Origin of the sequence: Flavobacterium amniphilum, assembly GCF_023634845.1 — a bacterium.
Lineage (GTDB): Bacteria > Bacteroidota > Bacteroidia > Flavobacteriales > Flavobacteriaceae > Flavobacterium > Flavobacterium amniphilum.
Map to the genome: position 1 here is coordinate 137,531 of NZ_JAMLJL010000011.1, position 17,381 is coordinate 154,911.

At 34.8% G+C, this 17,381-nt stretch carries 14 protein-coding genes and 1 pseudogene; 6 read left to right on the plus strand and 9 right to left on the minus strand.

Annotated features, from left to right (window positions below):
- The first annotated feature begins 19 nt into the window (after positions 1 to 19).
- The 5 genes from NAT51_RS13400 (at position 20) to NAT51_RS13420 (ending at position 5,996) form a co-directional block, all read left to right on the plus strand.
- Entirely contained in the window at positions 20 to 1,711 is a 1,692-nt protein-coding gene (locus NAT51_RS13400; RefSeq protein ID WP_250599441.1) for a peptide MFS transporter, read from the plus strand.
- 76 nt (positions 1,712 to 1,787) lie between these two features.
- Entirely contained in the window at positions 1,788 to 3,446 is a 1,659-nt protein-coding gene (locus tag NAT51_RS13405; protein ID WP_250599443.1) for a peptide MFS transporter, read from the plus strand.
- A gap of 1 nt (position 3,447) precedes the next feature.
- Complete coding sequence (locus tag NAT51_RS13410) at positions 3,448 to 4,953, plus strand: peptide MFS transporter (RefSeq protein ID WP_250599445.1); 1,506 nt, start codon at positions 3,448 to 3,450, stop codon at positions 4,951 to 4,953.
- Between the two features lie 46 nt (positions 4,954 to 4,999).
- The gene (locus NAT51_RS13415; RefSeq protein ID WP_250599447.1) at positions 5,000 to 5,458 is read left to right on the plus strand and encodes a thioredoxin family protein; all 459 of its coding nucleotides are present in this window, start codon (positions 5,000 to 5,002) and stop codon (positions 5,456 to 5,458) included.
- Positions 5,459 to 5,462: 4 nt separating this feature from the next.
- Complete coding sequence (locus NAT51_RS13420; protein ID WP_250599449.1) at positions 5,463 to 5,996, plus strand: thioredoxin family protein; 534 nt, start codon at positions 5,463 to 5,465, stop codon at positions 5,994 to 5,996.
- Positions 5,997 to 6,005: 9 nt separating this feature from the next.
- On the opposite strand, the gene NAT51_RS13425 is transcribed toward NAT51_RS13420, so the two are convergent.
- From NAT51_RS13425 to surE, 8 genes are all read right to left on the minus strand, one after another.
- Positions 6,006 to 8,042, minus strand: coding sequence for a ComEC/Rec2 family competence protein (locus tag NAT51_RS13425; RefSeq protein ID WP_250599451.1), 2,037 nt, complete (start codon positions 8,040 to 8,042; stop codon positions 6,006 to 6,008).
- Positions 8,043 to 8,125: 83 nt separating this feature from the next.
- Positions 8,126 to 8,527, minus strand: coding sequence for a response regulator (locus NAT51_RS13430; protein WP_250599453.1), 402 nt, complete (start codon positions 8,525 to 8,527; stop codon positions 8,126 to 8,128).
- Between the two features lie 43 nt (positions 8,528 to 8,570).
- The gene (locus NAT51_RS13435; protein ID WP_250599455.1) at positions 8,571 to 9,011 is read right to left on the minus strand and encodes a response regulator; all 441 of its coding nucleotides are present in this window, start codon (positions 9,009 to 9,011) and stop codon (positions 8,571 to 8,573) included.
- 11 nt (positions 9,012 to 9,022) lie between these two features.
- On the minus strand, positions 9,023 to 11,449 hold the full coding sequence (locus NAT51_RS13440) for an ATP-binding protein (RefSeq protein ID WP_250599457.1): 2,427 nt from the start codon (positions 11,447 to 11,449) through the stop codon (positions 9,023 to 9,025).
- A gap of 108 nt (positions 11,450 to 11,557) precedes the next feature.
- Positions 11,558 to 12,187, minus strand: coding sequence for a response regulator (locus NAT51_RS13445; protein ID WP_250599459.1), 630 nt, complete (start codon positions 12,185 to 12,187; stop codon positions 11,558 to 11,560).
- 218 nt (positions 12,188 to 12,405) lie between these two features.
- Positions 12,406 to 13,524 carry a lipid-A-disaccharide synthase gene (gene lpxB / locus NAT51_RS13450; protein ID WP_250599461.1) on the minus strand — a complete coding sequence of 373 codons (1,119 nt, stop codon included), beginning with the start codon at positions 13,522 to 13,524 and terminating at the stop codon, positions 12,406 to 12,408.
- Complete coding sequence (locus NAT51_RS13455) at positions 13,524 to 13,796, minus strand: hypothetical protein (protein WP_250599463.1); 273 nt, start codon at positions 13,794 to 13,796, stop codon at positions 13,524 to 13,526. The genes lpxB and NAT51_RS13455 overlap by 1 nt, the downstream gene beginning before the upstream one ends.
- The gene (surE, locus tag NAT51_RS13460) at positions 13,793 to 14,560 is read right to left on the minus strand and encodes a 5'/3'-nucleotidase SurE (protein ID WP_250599465.1); all 768 of its coding nucleotides are present in this window, start codon (positions 14,558 to 14,560) and stop codon (positions 13,793 to 13,795) included. Before surE ends, NAT51_RS13455 begins: the two co-directional genes overlap by 4 nt.
- A 139-nt stretch (positions 14,561 to 14,699) precedes the next feature.
- Here surE and NAT51_RS13465 point away from each other — a divergent pair, with 139 nt between their 5' ends.
- Positions 14,700 to 16,871 carry a carboxy terminal-processing peptidase gene (locus NAT51_RS13465; protein WP_250599467.1) on the plus strand — a complete coding sequence of 724 codons (2,172 nt, stop codon included), beginning with the start codon at positions 14,700 to 14,702 and terminating at the stop codon, positions 16,869 to 16,871.
- A gap of 97 nt (positions 16,872 to 16,968) precedes the next feature.
- Here the strand turns inward: NAT51_RS13465 and NAT51_RS13470 are convergent.
- Positions 16,969 to 17,381 (minus strand): annotated as a pseudogene (locus tag NAT51_RS13470) (transposase); the annotation flags it as partial.

Below are 17,381 nucleotides of genomic sequence, written 5' to 3' on the forward strand. Positions count from 1 at the left end.
ACTAACCAAAAACAATAAAATGAGTGAGACAACAGTAAAGCAAGGACATCCTAAAGGATTATGGGTGTTATTCGGAACCGAAATGTGGGAGCGTTTCAACTTCTACGGAATGAGAGCAATTTTGACATTGTTCATGGTGAATTCCTTAATGATGAAAGAGGCAGATGCTTCATTAATTTATGGTGGATTCCTTGGATTGTGTTATTTAACGCCGTTATTGGGCGGATTTATCTCTGATCGTTTCTTCGGTAACAGAAACTGTATTCTATTGGGTGGAACGATGATGGCTATTGGCCAATTGTTGTTGTTCTTCAGTGCAAGTGTTTTTGGTACTAACCTTGATTTGGCAAACACTTTATTGTGGAGCGCACTAGGAATCATTATTTTTGGAAACGGTTTCTTCAAACCGAACATCTCTTCAATGGTAGGTAGTTTATATCCAAAACAGGAAAAAACTAAATTGGATACCGCGTTTACCATTTTCTATATGGGTATTAATATCGGAGCGTTTTTAGGTCAATTTATCTGTCCGTTTGTTGGAGATGTTAAAGATCAGGCAGGTATTAGAGATATTCACGCTTTCAAATGGGGATTCCTGGCAGCAGCAATTGCGATGATGATTGGTACTGTTGTTTTCTATGTTCTTAAAAATAAATATGTTGTTACTCCGGAAGGGAAGCCAATTGGAGGATTACCTTCAGGAAACGATGCATCTGATTTTGAAGAAGGTGAATCACAAAAAGCACATTTTACAATGACTTCAATATTTACTGCAGTTGCTGTATTTGTTGCATTGTTCTTCGCTTTTCATTATACTACAGAAGGAGATAATGTTGTAAAAACAATTATTTATCCTATTATTTATTCAAGTGGTATTTCGTTAGCATTATTAATTCTTTTGGATAAGACATTAACGAAAGTAGAAACACAACGTATTTGGGTAATCTATATCATGTCTTTCTTTATTATTTTCTTCTGGGCTGCTTTCGAACAGGCAGGTTCATCTTTGACTTTCATTGCTGATAACCAGACTGACCGTAATTTCTTCGGATGGAATATGCCGCCGTCAATGGTACAGATTTTCAACGGATTATTTGTTGTAATGTTTGCATTGCCATTCAGTATGTTATGGGATAAACTAAGAGCTTCAGGAAAAGAGCCTATTTCAACAGTAAAACAAGCTTTCGGATTAGCTTTAATTGCTTTAAGTTATTTTATTATTGCACACAATGTAAAAGATCTTGGCAACAGCGGATTACTAGCAATCTATTGGTTGATTTTATTATACTTAATCCAAACTTTCGGAGAATTGTGTTTGTCTCCAATCGGATTATCATTAGTGGGTAAATTATCTCCAAAACGTTTTGCTTCTTTAGCTTATGGGGTATTCTTTATTTCTAATGCTGCAGGTTATGCATTGTCTGGAACTTTAGGTTCTATCTTGCCGGCTACAGGTGATAAATTTAAAAAAGCACAGGAGTTAGGGATTGATTTACAAGGAGTTTTAAATAAGACTGTAACGCCAACTGCTGAGCAGTTAAAATTATTGACAGATAATCAGATTAGTGCCGAAAATCCTGTTTTTGCCGGATTTGAGATTCACAATTTATATGAGTTCTTTATGGTATTCGTGGTATTGTGTGGTATTGCATCAATCGTTTTGTTTGCATTGACTCCAAAATTGAAAAAAATGATGCATGGAGTAAGATAATTCCATTAAAAAATAATTTTATATCTTTCAAGCCTGTAACGTAGTTGCAGGCTTTTTATTTTAATACCAAAAAATTATGTGGAAATCTCATCCTAAGGCATTGCCTTATTTGTTTTTGTCTGAAATGTGGGAACGTTTCGGTTATTATTTAATGATCGGAATTTTTACACTTTACTTGAAAGATGTAGAAACCGGCTTTGCCATGACCGAAAAGGAAGCGTCCGATTTATACGGAACATTTATTGCTTTAGTATTCTTAACGCCATTTATTGGTGGTTTGGTAGCTGACCGTTATTTCGGTTACAAAAAATCGATCGTTATTGGAGGTATCATGATGGGAGCAGGATATTTTATGATGGGAATTCATAATCTGACCATGTTGTATGTTGCCATGACATTGGTAATTGTCGGTAATGGATTCTTTAAACCGAATATTTCCACTTTATTGGGTAATTTTTATACCGAAGATCAATACAAGGATAAAAAAGATGAAGGTTATAACATCTTTTATATGGGGATTAATGTGGGGGCTTTTATCTGTAATTTTTTCGGTGCGGCACTGCAAATCCTTTTAGGATGGAAATTTGCCTTCATGGCAGCCGGTGTCGGAATGTTCATCGGTGTAATAGTATTTATGTTAGGGACGAAGCATTATGGTGATAAAGCTGAGAAAAAAGGTGTACAGCCGGGTGATATGCCATTCTGGAAAATTGTGATGTTTATTTTGGTGCCTTCGGTTATATTTGGAGTAATAGGATGGTTGCTTAAAGGAGTGACTTCCGATGCAAATCCTGATAGTTATATTTTTGGATCAGATAGTACAGATGCATTTATTTTTGCCTGTATCCCTGTGATTTTCTTTTATGGGAGTCTTTATTTTAAGGCTAAGACCGAAGACAAAAGGCCTATTGGTGCTTTATTGGCCATCTTTGCGGTTGTAATTTTATTCTGGGCTGTTTTTAAATTGAACGGTTCAGCTTTAACGACTTGGGCAGATAGATATACAGACCGTGAAATGACAGGAACTTCCCAATCGTTGTTCAGTAGCTTGAAATTATCGAAAGATGTTGAATTCAAAAAAGATTCAGTTGAGTTATATGATGATAATTTCCGTTTGCAGAAAGAGTACGGGGTGGTTAAAAAAGAGGTGAATTATCCATTGTATTTCCGTAATGTAAAACAAGAATTAAAACCGGTAGAAGGTTCAAAAGTTTCGCTTTGGGCAACTAACTTAAGCCAGTCTATTAACCCGGGATGGGTAATTATCCTGACGCCATTGGTTGTTGCGTTCTTTACGTTTTTACGCAGTAGAAAAAAAGAACCTACTACACCAACTAAAATAGCTTTCGGATTGTTGATTTCAGCTTTGTCAGTATTGGTAATGGTGGCAGCAGTGAAAATTGGCGCTAACGGAACCGAGAAAGTTTCGGTTTGGTGGCTTGTAGCTAATTATGGTGTAATTACTATTGGTGAATTGTTTTTAAGCCCGATGGGATTGTCGGTTGTGTCTAAATTAAGTCCGGCAAATATTACTTCTTTAATGATGGGTGGATGGTTTTTATCGACATCAATCGGAAATAAATTATCAGGAGTTTTGGCCAGTATGTGGGACCAATACGAAGATAAATCGCATTTCTTCTGGGTAAATTTCAGTTTATTGATGTTTGCAACATTATTGATGTTTGCCTTGTTGAAGCAGTTGAATAAAGTAATGAAAGAGAAAGGAATCAATTAGTATGGCAACAACAATAGAAGAAATACAGAATTTTAAAGGAAAATATCCAAGACAACTTTGGTATTTGTTTTTCAGTGAAATGTGGGAGCGTTTCAGCTTCTACGGAATGAGGGGTATGCTTACTATTTTTATGGTAAGTCAGCTAACAATGAATGAAACTACTGCAAATCTTCAATATGGTGCCACACAAGCCTGGGTATATGCTTTTACATTTATTGGTGGATTGTTTGCTGATAAAATTCTGGGATTACGCCGTTCTTTATTTTGGGGTGGTTTATTGATGATTGCGGGAAGTATTATCCTGGCATTGGATCCTAAAAATTTATTTTTTATCGGTATATCCTTTACCATTGTGGGGACCGGTTTCTTTAAGCCGAATATTTCTTCAATGGTCGGTCAGTTATACAAAGATGGGGATGTACGTCGTGATGCAGGTTTTTCACTGTTTTATGCCGGGGTTAATCTGGGTGCTTTAATTGGAGGTTATATCTGTATTGCTGTTGCAAACGGAACTCTTTGGACTTCTTTTGTGCCTGAAGGTTTACGCTGGAACTACGCTTTCGGTTTCGCTTCGATAGTTATGATTGTGAGTTTGCTGACATTTACACAAACGCAAAAAAGTCTTGGTGAAATTGGATTGTCACCTTTAATGCATTTGGAAAACTCTAAACGGAAAATTTTTGAAATAGCTACTTATATTGGTTCTTTGGCGATTGTTCCGGTTATCATTTTGATGGTTGCCAACACAAAATACACTGATTATTTCATGATGGTCATTGGTCCGGCTTCGATTTTGTATTTGTTTTATGAGATGAAAAATTTCTCTAAAGCTGAGAATATGAAATTGCTGGCGGCATTGGTATTTATCATTTTTTCGATTTTCTTCTGGGCATTTTTTGAACAGAGTGGAGGTTCATTAAGTTTATTTGCGGCTAATAATTTACATAATACGGTTGCTGGTATTGAATTGGATCCGAATGGGGTAAATAATTCGGTAAATTCATTGTTTGTAATTGCATTTGCAGCTTTAGTCGGAATGGCATGGCTATGGATGGCAAAACGAAAAATTGAGCCAAATACGGTTGTGAAATTTGGACTAGGATTTTTATTCCTTGCCGGAGGTTTCTGGGTTTTCTATTACACTAAGTTTTTTGCTGATGCTTCAGGAAAAACATCTTTAGATTTGTTTACCTTCGGATGGTTTGTTATTACCTTCGGTGAATTGTGTTTGTCACCTATCGGAATGAGTGCCATGACTAAATTATCGCCTCAAAAAACGCAAGCTGTAATCATGGGGATGTGGTTCCTGGCAAGTGCATACGGACAGTACTTTGCCGGTTTATTAGGAGCGGGAATTGCTGAGGCTTCTGAAAATGCAACAAATCTCGAAAAGCTAAATACTTATGCCGACGGCTATTGGCAATTGGCAGTATATGCATTAATTGCGGGTGTAGTATTAATAGTTATTTCACCATTAGTCAGAAAATTGATGCAGGAAGTAAAATAATTTGTAACTTCGGCATTGTTTTTGAGATACAGTAAATAAAAATTGAATGATGAAAAAGTTACTTTTGGTTTTCTTCTTGGTAATGAGTGCTTTTACCTTGCAGGCACAGGAAATTCGCTGGATGTCTCTGGAGGAAGCTTTGGCTAAGCAAAAGAAAAATCCAAAGCCTATTTTTATGGAGGTATACACCGATTGGTATGCTCAATGCAAATTGTTTGAGGCTAATACTTTGCAACATCCTGAAGTGGCAGATTTAATTAACCGTAATTATTATGCGGTTAAATTCAATGCTGAAGGTAATTCTGTAGTTAGTTATAAAGGAAACAGCTTTAATAATCCTAATTTCGACCCTAACAGAAAAGGAAGAAACAGTGCGCATGAATTAACAACTTTCCTTAAAGTTGAAGGTTATCCGTCTATATTTATATTAAACCGTAGTGGTGATGTACAAGAAAAAACCACCGGATTTAAAACACCTGAAGAATTAATTCGTTTTTTAAAGTAATACTATGGGAAAAATTAAATACTTATTGTTTTTACTTCCGCTTTTCGTGATTTTCAGTTTTGCTTTGAAAAGCGAAAAAGAAGAATCGTTAAAATGGCATACTAATGTTGCGGAAGCAGTAGCCATTGCAAAAAAAGAAAACAAACCAATTTTTATGTTTTTTACAGGAAGTGATTGGTGTGGATGGTGTATCCGTTTGCAGAAGGAAGTGTTTAAAACACCAGAATTTGAAAAATGGGCTAAGGAAAAAGTTGTTTTGGTTGAATTGGATTTTCCAAGAAGAACGGCTCAGCCTGATGAAGTGAAAATGCAAAATGCACAATTGCAGCAGGTCTTTGCTGTAAGGGGTTATCCTACCGTATGGTTTGTAAAGGCAAATGACAGTTCCGGAAATATAAACTTTGAGCAATTAGGAAGTACGGGTTACGTTGCCGGCGGACCATCAGCTTGGTTAGACGGAGCCAATCAGATTATATCTAAATTTGTTCCTTACACTAAAGAAGAAAGAAAATCACCTAAACCTTCTAAAAAAGGATAAAGTGTTTTACTATAATTTATAGAATCCCTTTTCATACGTACTATGAAAAGGGATTTTGTTTTTGGCACATATCACTTTCCAAACATCAATATGTGTTTTGTAATTGGATCCGTCAGCAATGACAATTTTAGGTTTGTATAAAGTAAAAAGCCGTTCTAAATTTATTTTTGGTGAGTTGCTTAAAATAATAACATCTGCTTTTTCTGAGATTTTATAGGTACCCGATTGATCTACAAAGAGAATTTTTTGGTTATTAAAATATAAACAATTCGGTATTGGTTTTGGAATTGTCAACGTACAGAAATTTGCGGTTGCATACGTCTGAAGTATTTTTTGTTCAAAGCTGTCTCTCAGAATTGCGTCATTACACATCAATTTAATCTTTTTGCCTTTCCTTTCTGCAATGATCGATTTACCTTTTGCATTAAATACAATGAACCCCGTTTTATTCTCTTCTTTCCATTGGGTAAAAGTGTATGCCGTCTGTAATAAAAGTATGCTGCCTAATGCAAAAGCCAATTTTCTGAAATTCGGTTTTTGGAACCAAATAAACCAAGCTAAAATCACGATGTAACTTAGCAATAGTATACTATTGTTTAATGGAATTTCCTTCCATATAAAACCTTCCAGTGAAGCAATCCAATTGATAAACTGATTCATGATTTTTATGGTGATTTCAACCAGCTTAGCCAAATAACTTGGTACCCAGTTGAATGATGTACAAATAATTAATAGTGTGCCCAAGGGCATAATGACAAAACCAAGTAGGGGAATCAATATTAAATTGGTTATGAAAAATAATCCGGGAAATTGATGAAAATAATAAATGCTAAGGGGAAGTGTGCCTATCTGTGCTGCAAACGAAACGGTAATTATGTCCCAAAAATATTTCAGTACAATGTTTTTTGGCGTCCAGATGTTTTGTAAAACAGGCTGAAGCCAAAGAATAAACAAAACAGCCAGATAACTCAGTTGAAACCCAATGTCAAACAAAAATAAAGGTTCAATCAGGAGTATTAAGAATAATGAAGCGATAGTGGTGTGTAAGGTATTGCTCTGGCGGTCTATGGATTTACCAATTGCCATAAAGCTGAACATTGTTGCGGATCGGATAACCGAAGGCGAAAGTCCGGCTACAATCGCAAAGAGCCATAATGAGACAAGGGTGAGTGTAATTCGGATTAAATTTGCCTTATTGGTGTTGGGTAACGGTTTCAGGATAAAAGTGATGAATAACAAAATGAAGCCCACATGTAAACCTGATACCGATAAAATATGAACAGCACCTGCATATTGGTAATCTCTTAGAATATCCTGATTAATATCTTGTTGCTGTCCCAAAATCAATGCTGTGATCATTGCCAGTTCTTCTTTTTTGAAGCCGGAATTAGATAATTTTTTTATGATTCTATCTCTGAAAAATGCCGCGTAATAGCGCAAATTTTTGACAGTTATACTACTTATTTTTATTTGAGATGATTCGGTATGGATTTGTCCATATATCCCTTTGTTTTTTAAATAATTACCATAATCAAATTGATCTGGGTTGTTGGGTTTGAAATTTTCGGCTAATTGATCTTTAATCTGAAGTTTAGACCCAATGGTTAAATTTGTTTTATTTGAATCTTTACGGATGTTTAAAAGTATTTTTCCGTTATGGATTTGATTGTCAATTTTTTGTAAATCTGTAATATAGCGGTTGTACTTCTCTGTACTTTTTAGTTTTTCGGAGATAACAACTGAGAAATGATGTGTTGTTCCGTAATTCAGTTGATTTTGTGAAAAGTGATTTTTTTTCAGACTGGGATTATGAAAAGCAATAAGATTTAAACCTATACTGAAGAAGAGCAAATAAAGCGTAATGCCAAACCATTGTTGGTTTTTATTTTTCTTCAGAGTTTTGAAGTAGGTAAATATAAAAAACAATAGGGCTGTGGATAAACAAATAGTAGCGGGAAAGTAATGGATGTTCAGATAGTTTGCCGAAAGTATGCCAATTATTAACCAGGCCGTAATTCTTACTATTGGGAAATCAAGTATCTTCATTATACGAAAATACAAATTAGTAGGAAATTACTTAATTTTATTTGCTCTCCAAGAATAGAAAAAGTGTTAGTTAACCAGAGGAGTTATATACTTTTTATAATTGCTGTGAATTGTTCCTTATCCATTGGTTTTACAATGTAATCGGAAACATGCTTATTCTTTTTTGCTTTATTAAAATCTGTTGATGAAACTGAAGATGTAATAACGTATATGGTGATTTCTTTGCAGAGTACAGGTTTAATCTGGTCATACTCTTCCAAGAATTCCCATCCGTCCATTACAGGCATGAATAAATCGAGAAAGATAACTTCCGGAAGAACTTCCGGTTTGTCTTGATTTTCTTTAAGAAAATTGATTAAATCTTCCCCATTGCCAAAGACCTGACTTAGCTTTGCCAAATTGGTTTTAGCTACCAGCCTTTTGGTTAAAAAAACCATGATATCGTCATCATCGACAAGAATAAGATTTTTTAATTGTTTTGTCATTTTGATTTCAATTCCATTTGAGTTTAAGAGGATTGCGATTATTTTATTTAGGACTCAGGTTTATTTTCATCCAAAATAATCCAAGATCTTTAATTGTGTTGAAAAAACTAACGCTTTCCACAGGTTTTACAATGTAACTGTTGGCACCAAGTTCATAGCATTTTTTAACATCAGGGTCTTCTTTCGAAGAAGTTAAAACGACAACTGGCACCGTTTTATGGTGACCATCTGATTTTAATTTTTCCAAAACTTCAATTCCTGATACTTTTGGCATTTTTAAATCCAACAGGATTAATTTTGGCTGACTGTCGATATTTCTATTGGAAAAATCACCTTTACAATACATGAAATCCAATGCTTCAGCACCGTCTTTAACATGAAAGACGGTATTGGTAACACCTCCTTTTTTGAGCGCATGTAACGTGAGTGCTGCATCGTCAAGATTGTCATCAATAAATAAAATTTCTACATCATTATAATTCATCGCATTTCAAATTAAATGTTATTTTTTGGCAAACTGAAATAAAAGCAGGAGCCTTCGTTTAATGTTGATTCGGCCCAGACAGTTCCGTTGTGTCTTTGGATTATCTTATGTACGATTGCAAGACCAATTCCCGTTCCTTCAAATTCGTTTTGGGAATGAAGTCTTTGAAAAACCCCGAAAAGTTTATTATAATATTGAATATCAAATCCTGCTCCGTTATCCTTCACATAATAAACGACAAAATCTTCTTTGTCAGGATAAGATCCAATTTCAATATGCGGATTCGATTTTATTGTTGAGAATTTTATGGCATTGGATATTAAATTTACCCATACTTGTTTGATTAATGATGGTGTGCCTACCGAAGGTAATAATTCGTTTAGTGTAAATCTAATGTTTTGCTGATTTCCGTTTGTTTCTTCTTCTATAGTTGTATTTACCAAAGCTGCCATGTTGATTTCAGTAGTGGTTAGTGCGGCTCTTCCCAGTCGTGAAAAAGTGAGCAGGTCGTCAATAAGTTCTCCCATTTTTTTGGAATTGTTCAAAATGGCACCAAGAGCTTTTGTTCCGTCGGGACCAATGTCTGAAGAATAATCTTCCTGTAAAATTTTCGAATAACCATTGATAGCTCTTAACGGTGATCTTAAATCGTGAGAAACAGAATACGAAAATGCTTCCAGTTCTTTGTTTACTTCCTGATATTGCTCTTCTGAGTTTTTTAGTTTGCTGATGTCTGTTTCAACAAAAACTAACTTTGTGAGCTGTTCAGATTTGTTAAAAATAGGAGTAAGGGTAGTTTGAATCCAAAGTTGGTTTTTATCTTTTGTCGGTGTTGGATTTTCGTAAGTAACTGAAGTTTTTTCGTCAATTGCTTTTTTTATCAAATTTGTAATGTCATTGTTGCCACTTACTTTGAAAATATTGTCACCTCTTTTTTCTATATATTCTTCTATGGTTTCCCAGCCGAAGAGTTTTGAAAATCCTTCGTTAAACCATTCAATTTTACCATTTGCATCGGTAATGAAAACTCCGTTTGCGGTTTCACGGGCCACAATTGATAATTTTTCGAGCTGCTTGTTTTTTTCTTCAATTATTGTATTGGCTTTTGCCTTAATAATAAAGCGGCTGTATATTAACAACAATAATAATAGTACCGACAGAATGATGGCAATTAAAAAGTTTCGGGTTTGCTCTTCCTGTTTTAGTTTATTTCCCTGTAATTCTTGATTCTTACTGAGAAGAAGGATTTCTTTGTCTTTGTTGTAGGATTCGAATTCGATTTGGGATTTGATAAGTGCTTTGGCTTTTTGTTCATCTAAAATACTGTCAAGATATTTTTCATAAAGGAGTCTGTTTTCATATGCCTCACTGAATTTCTTCTGAGCAGAATATATTTCCGAAACAGTAAAATAATTGTCCTTGATTTGACCAATGTAGTTATTTGCTTTTGCTATTTTGAGATGTTCCTTTGAATACTCCAATGCCTTATCATACATCTTGAGGTCTTTGTAAACATTAATTACCGAATATAGGGTGCCGAGAGTAAAGTCTATATTGCCGGTTTCTTTAAGCATCTTATTTGCTTTAAAATAATTTTGTAATGCTTCTTTGTATTTTTTCTGTGCATAATTGGCTTCTGCGATATTGCCAATGTTTATGGCTGATCTTAAATTATCATTGTTCTTTAGACTTAGCTTCAATGATTCATTGGAATAGAATAATGATTTTTCCAGAAAGGTATTTGAAGGATGAATTCTGTTATAGCCAAGATACAGATTGGCGAGATTCAATAAGGAGACACTTATTCGTTCTTCATCTTTGTTTTTTTTGTAATAACTTAATGCTTTCGTGTATAGTGTGTGTGTTTTTTGTGAGTAGGATGTGTCTTTTAATATCCAGGCCCGATCTGCATTTACATGTCCCATTACCATTTGGCACATGGCAACTTTTGCTTCATCTCCTGTTTTTTTGTAAAGCGAAAGTGATTTTGTGAAGTTATTGATTGCTTTTTGATAGTTATCGATGTCTTTGTAGATGTATCCTAATTCAAAATAGGATTTCGCCTGTCCGGTTGTGTCATTTACCTGTTCGAACTTTCGTAAGGCACTAATGATTTTGTTAAGTGATACAATATAATTGTTTTGGGCTCTGTCAATTCTTGCCAATACTAATAATGCTTCAGCTTCAATTTTTGGATTATTGTTTTTACGGGCAATTTTTATAGCTGTTTCTGCATATGATTTCGATTTTTTTATGTCATATTGGGCCAACTCGCTGCTTAACAAAACCATAGAATTTGCCTTGTCCGTGTCAGATATTGCATTTTTGACACGCTTTTCAAGTGAATCTCTTTTTTTCAGATTCTGGCCATTAAGACTGTTTTGCAGATTGAATATGCAAGAAGCAAACAGGATTAATATGAGAGAGTTTTTTTTCAAATAAGACGGCCTAAAATTGAATATATAGTATGGAAATGAACGTGTAATTTAAAAAAAAATAATTGAAATGTATTTTATGCAGAATGTAAAGAAGTGAAAAATATAGTTTTACTCAATTTCGTTTGTTTTTTCGACTATTTCACGGATGATACCGTCTAAATCTGTTGCAGTGGTTTCCAGACGTGTCAGAATTTCTACATTTTCAGGGTCGCAGGGTTCGTCAAAATTGAAAATACTGATTAAGCCAAGGATGTCTGCTACCGGTCTTCTAATCTGATGGGATTGAAGAAAAGCGATTTCGAGCAATTTTTTATTTTGTGTACGTATCTTTTCCTCAGCAATTTTCTTTTCATTTTTCTCTTCAACTTCTTTTAAAGCCCTATTGATTTTTTGATTGAGTGTAAACAGTTTGTCTTTTTGAACATAATCCGTAACACCGTTTTTGATTAGTTCAACCGCTTTTTCTTCACCAATTGCTCCCGAAACGATAATGAAGGGTATGTCCGGTTTTTCCTGTTGCTTAATTTGGAATGCGTTGAATCCGTCAAAAGAAGGAAGGCTGAAATCAGACAGTATGAGATCTGGCTTGAAATCATTAAGTGCTTTTATGAATGTTTCCCTGTTCTGAACAACTTCAAAAACAAAATCATAATCAGACTTTTTGAGTTCCCAAGTAAGTAAATCGGCATCGCTTATTGTGTCTTCAAGAATGAGTATTTTTAAATTCCTGCCAATCATATGGTCTAATTTTAGTGAAAATTACAAAGAGTAATGAGGATCAGTTATTAAATTCCGGAAATGCAAGAGGGAGTATGCTAAATTACAAAAAACACAAGGATATTTTGATGTTTTTTAATTTTTTATAGTCAAAGGCTTTTATTTTTGTTAAATAAACAGAGAATGTATAGTCTGGATTTTATTTCTTTCAAACTATACATTCAGTAGGTGATGTGAATTTATTTTTGTTTTAAAGCTGATACGATTAATTTAGCTGTAGTCGCGCTTGCACCTTTTCCGCCTAATTTTGTTTCCAATTCGCTGTATTTCTCCAGAAGTGATGAACGATGTTCCGGATTTAAAATACGGGTTAATTCTTCTTTTATTCTTTTCTGGTTGCATTCATCCTGAATCAGTTCAGTGACAACTTCCTGATCCATAATTAAATTGACAAGGGAAATGTATTTTAATGTGATGATCCTTTTGGCAATTTGGTATGAAATCCAATTTCCTTTATATAAGACAACTTCGGGAACTTTGAAAAGCGCAGTTTCTAAAGTGGCTGTTCCGGATGTAACCAAGGCTGCATGTGAAATACTTAATAAATCATATGTCTTATTTGAAATGAATTTAATGTTTTTTTGTGTCAGAAACTGTTGGTAAAATGAGTATTCCTGACTTGGTGCGCCTGCAATAACAAATTGATAATCAGGAAAATAGTCAACCACAGAAAGCATTTCGGAAAGCATTTTTGCAATTTCCTGTTTGCGGCTGCCTGGTAACAATGCTATAACCGGTTTGTCTGAAAGCTGGTGTTCCTTTTTAAATTCCTCCGGATTCGTCGAGGTTCGGTTTTGAATGGCATCAATTAATGGATGCCCAACAAATTCAACCGGATAATTATGCTTTTTTTCGTAAAAATCTTTTTCAAAAGGAAGGATGACATACATTTTGTCAACATCTCTTTTGATGGCTTTGATCCGGTTTTCTTTCCAGGCCCAAATTTGCGGTGAAATGTAGTAATGGGTTTTAAAACCGAGTTTTTTTGCCCATTTGGCGATACGCATGTTAAAACCCGGATAGTCTATAAAAATAAGAATATCTGGATTGAAATCTAATATGTCTTTTTTGCAAACGTCTATATTAGACAGGATAGTTCTTAGGTTCATCACTACTTCGGCAAATCCCATGAAGGCTAAATCTCTGTAATGCTTGACTAATGTTCCGCCGGCGTTCTGCATTAAATCGCCTCCCCAAAACCGGATTTGGGCGTTATTGTCTTCCTGAAAAATGCTTTTCATCAAATTTGAGCCATGAAGATCTCCGGAAGCTTCTCCTGCAATGATATAATATTTCATTAAACCAAAAGTGTGATTACGGTTAAAATAATTGTTGCCAAAACGACACCACGTGCCATCATTTCCTTGTTGATTTTCAGTAAAATGAAAAATGCAATTAAATTCATTACTGCGCCAATGGTGATAATTTTCCCTAAGTATCCGAAAGCTTCGTAGTTTCGTATTCCTTCTCCGAAACTAAAATCGGTGAATAGTGTAAAAAACAGAAAAATGCCAATGAAAGTTGCAGCAAAACCTATCAGAACTCCTAATAGTAAATCAGCTTTTTTCATAAATTCCAAGTATTAAGTTGTTGAATTGCATGATGGGCAGTTAAATCGAATTGTACCGGAACAATTGATGCATATCCATTTTTTAAAGCCCATTCATCAGTATCTTCTCCTTTGTCTTCGTTTACAAATTCACCTGACAGCCAATAATATTCCTTGCCAAATGGCGAAATACGACGGTCAAATTTCTCTTCATATTTTGCACGGGCTTGTCTGCAGATTTTGATGCCTTTTATTTCATCTTTAGGAAGTTTTGGAAAATTGACATTCAAAACGACACCATCGGGTAATTTTTGTGATAAAACTTCTTTGATGATTTTTTCTACAAAAGGTTTTACAGGTTCAAAATCGGCTTTCCAACTGAAATCAGCTAAGGAAAAACCTATGGAAGGAATGCCTTCTATCCCAGCTTCAATGGCAGCACTCATCGTTCCCGAGTAAATTACGTTAATCGCTGAGTTTGAGCCGTGGTTAATACCTGATACACATAAATCAGGTTTAATTTTCAATATTTCGTTTTTGGCTATTTTGACACAGTCTGCCGGTGTTCCTGAGCAGGTGTATTCAGTTACTTCTGCGCCTTCATCTGAAACTTTGTTGATTTGCAAAGTGTTGTTTACGGTTATGGCGTGTCCCATACCGCTTTGCGGACTGTCGGGGGCTACTACTACAACATCGCCTAAATTTCTTACAATTTCGATAAGTGTCCTAATTCCGGGAGCAGTGATGCCGTCATCATTAGTAACCAGTATCAAGGGTTTTTTCATTTCGGTTGATAAAATTAATATAAAAAGTACGGCTAAAATACGTAAATTTATATGTAACTATTTAATTTTACAGCTTTAACAAAAAATTATGTGAGGAACTATTTGTTGGCATGGTTTTTTATGTACTTTAGTAACTATTATGAATGCAATTTGGATGTTTATGAGAAAGAATTTTAAGGTAATACTTGCAGTCGTTGCTGTATCGGCATTTTTATGGAGTTTTATGCCTAAAAGACAGCATGATCCGGAAAAAGATAAGATGCTTCTGGATTTGATTTCCTTCGTGATTGAGAAAGGACACTATAGTCCGACAGCCATGGATGATAAGTTTTCTAAAGGGGTTTATGATGATTTTCTGGATGCAGTCGATCCGTCGAAACGATTTTTTATTGAATCGGACATCAAGGAATTCAAACCTTATGAGTATGAAATCGACGACATGATCAAAAACCGTGATCTTACATTCTTTAATCTGGTGTACGACAAATTGCAAAAACGTATGTCGGAAGCTAAAGTAATTTACAGGGCTTTAAATGACAAACCCTATGATTTTAAAGTTGACGAGACAATAAATATTGATTCGGATAAAATTGCTTTCGCCAAAAATTATTCTGATTTAAAAAACAGATGGCGTTTGCAAATGAAACTTTCAGTTCTGGCTTCATTGGTTGATAAACAGGAGATTGAAGAAGGTAAAAAAACAAAAGATCCTAATTATAAGGTTAAAACTTATGAGCAATTGGAGAAAGAATCCCGTGAATCAACGTTGAAATCTTTAAATGAATATTTCGATTTTATTGATGAGCTGGAGAAAAGTAACTGGTTTGAAATTTATGTGAATTCGATTGTTACACAGTTCGATCCGCATACTTTCTATTTTGCTCCCGAAGAAAAAGAGAAGTTTGATATCAGCATGAGTGGAAAACTTGAAGGTATTGGTGCCCGTTTGCAAAAAAAGAATGACCATACAGAAATATCAGAATTGATTTCTGGAGGTCCGGCATGGAGATGTAAACAGCTTGAAGCTGGAGATATCATCTTAAAAGTTGGACAGGGAGCAGCAGAACCGGTTGAAGTTGTTGGAATGCGTTTGGATGATGTAGTGAAAAAGATTAAAGGACCAAAAGGTACAGAAGTGCGTTTGACGGTTAAAAAAGTGGATGGTTCAATTCAGGTTGTTATACTGAAGAGAGATGTAGTTGAAATTGAAGAAACATATGCAAAATCAAGCGTAGTTGAAAAGAATGGTAAAAAATTCGGAATTATTTATTTACCAAAATTCTATATCGATTTTGAAAATGATGATAACAGAGATGCTGCAAAAGACGTTGCAACAGAAGTTGAAAAACTTAAAAAAGCTGGAGTGCAAGGTATTGTAATGGATTTACGTGATAATGGTGGTGGTTCTTTAAAGACTGTTGTTGATATTACCGGATTGTTTATTGATAGAGGACCGGTTGTGCAAATCAGATCGTCAAACGGTAAGAAAGAAGTTTTAAATGATCATGATTCAAAAGTACAGTGGGACGGACCGTTGGTAGTATTGCAAAATAACTTCTCAGCATCCGCATCAGAAATTTTTGCAGCAGCTATTCAAGATTATAAACGAGGAATTATCCTTGGTAGTAAGCAATCTTATGGTAAAGGAACAGTTCAGAATGTTATTGATCTGAATCAATTCATCAAGAACAGTACTTTCGGAGATTTTGGTGCTTTGAAAACGACTACTCAGAAGTTTTACCGTATTAATGGTGGATCTACACAGTTGGAAGGAGTGACAAGCGATATTCCAATGCCGGATCGTTATTCTTATATTAAAATAGGGGAGAGAGACGTTCACAATGCGATGCCATGGGACAAAATTGATCAGGCTGTATATCAGCCAACAAAATCGGTTTTAAACTTCGAAACAGTTGTGATTAATAGCCAGAAGCGTATTGCTGAAAATGCTCAATTCAAACTGATCGATGAAAATGCAAAATGGATCAATGATAGAAAAGAAGACAATATTGTAAGTCTGAGTCTTGATAAATATAAAAAAGAAGTAGCAGCTATTGAAGAAGTAACTAAAAAATACAAAGCAATAACTAGTTATAAGAACAACTTGAATTTTGTTTCATTGCCTAGTGAAATTGAAGTGATGAAAAAAGATAGTGTGCTGGCTCAAAAAAGAAAAGACTGGCATGATGTATTAGCCAAAGACGCTTATATTGATGAAGCATTGAATGTTTTAGGAGATATAAAAAGTAATTTTGTAAATAAGAATGTTGCGATTAAAAACACTAAGCCTAAGTTGCTTACTAAGTCGTAATATTTGATGCTAAGTAATAAAAAGGGTTGCCATTGGCAACCCTGACACTATCCCAAAAAGTGTGTAAGTTTAAAAATAACGGGGTTTGACTTTTTACTTAAAGTTGAACCCTTTTTTCAAATATAGTTAAGAACTGATTGAGGATTAATCCCCAATTTCGGATTGGCATCGACCATTTTTTGGTTGCTTCCTGATAATTTATTTTTGGTGTATTTTCTAATTTTTCCATTGAGGTTTTCAATTAAATTTGTCGTATAAATGATTTTTCTGATTTCAATGGGGAAGTCAAAAAAGACGGTAAGTTCCTCCCAGTTTTCTTCCCAGGATTTTACGGCATATGGATATTTATGATTCCATTTGTTTGCAAAATCTTCCAAAGCTCCTTTTGCAGCTTGTTTGGTTGGTGCATCATAAATCTGTTTCATGTCTTTAGAAAACTCCTTTTTATCTTTCCAGACTACATAACGGGCTGAGTTACGGATTTGATGTACCACACAGATTTGTGTCTGC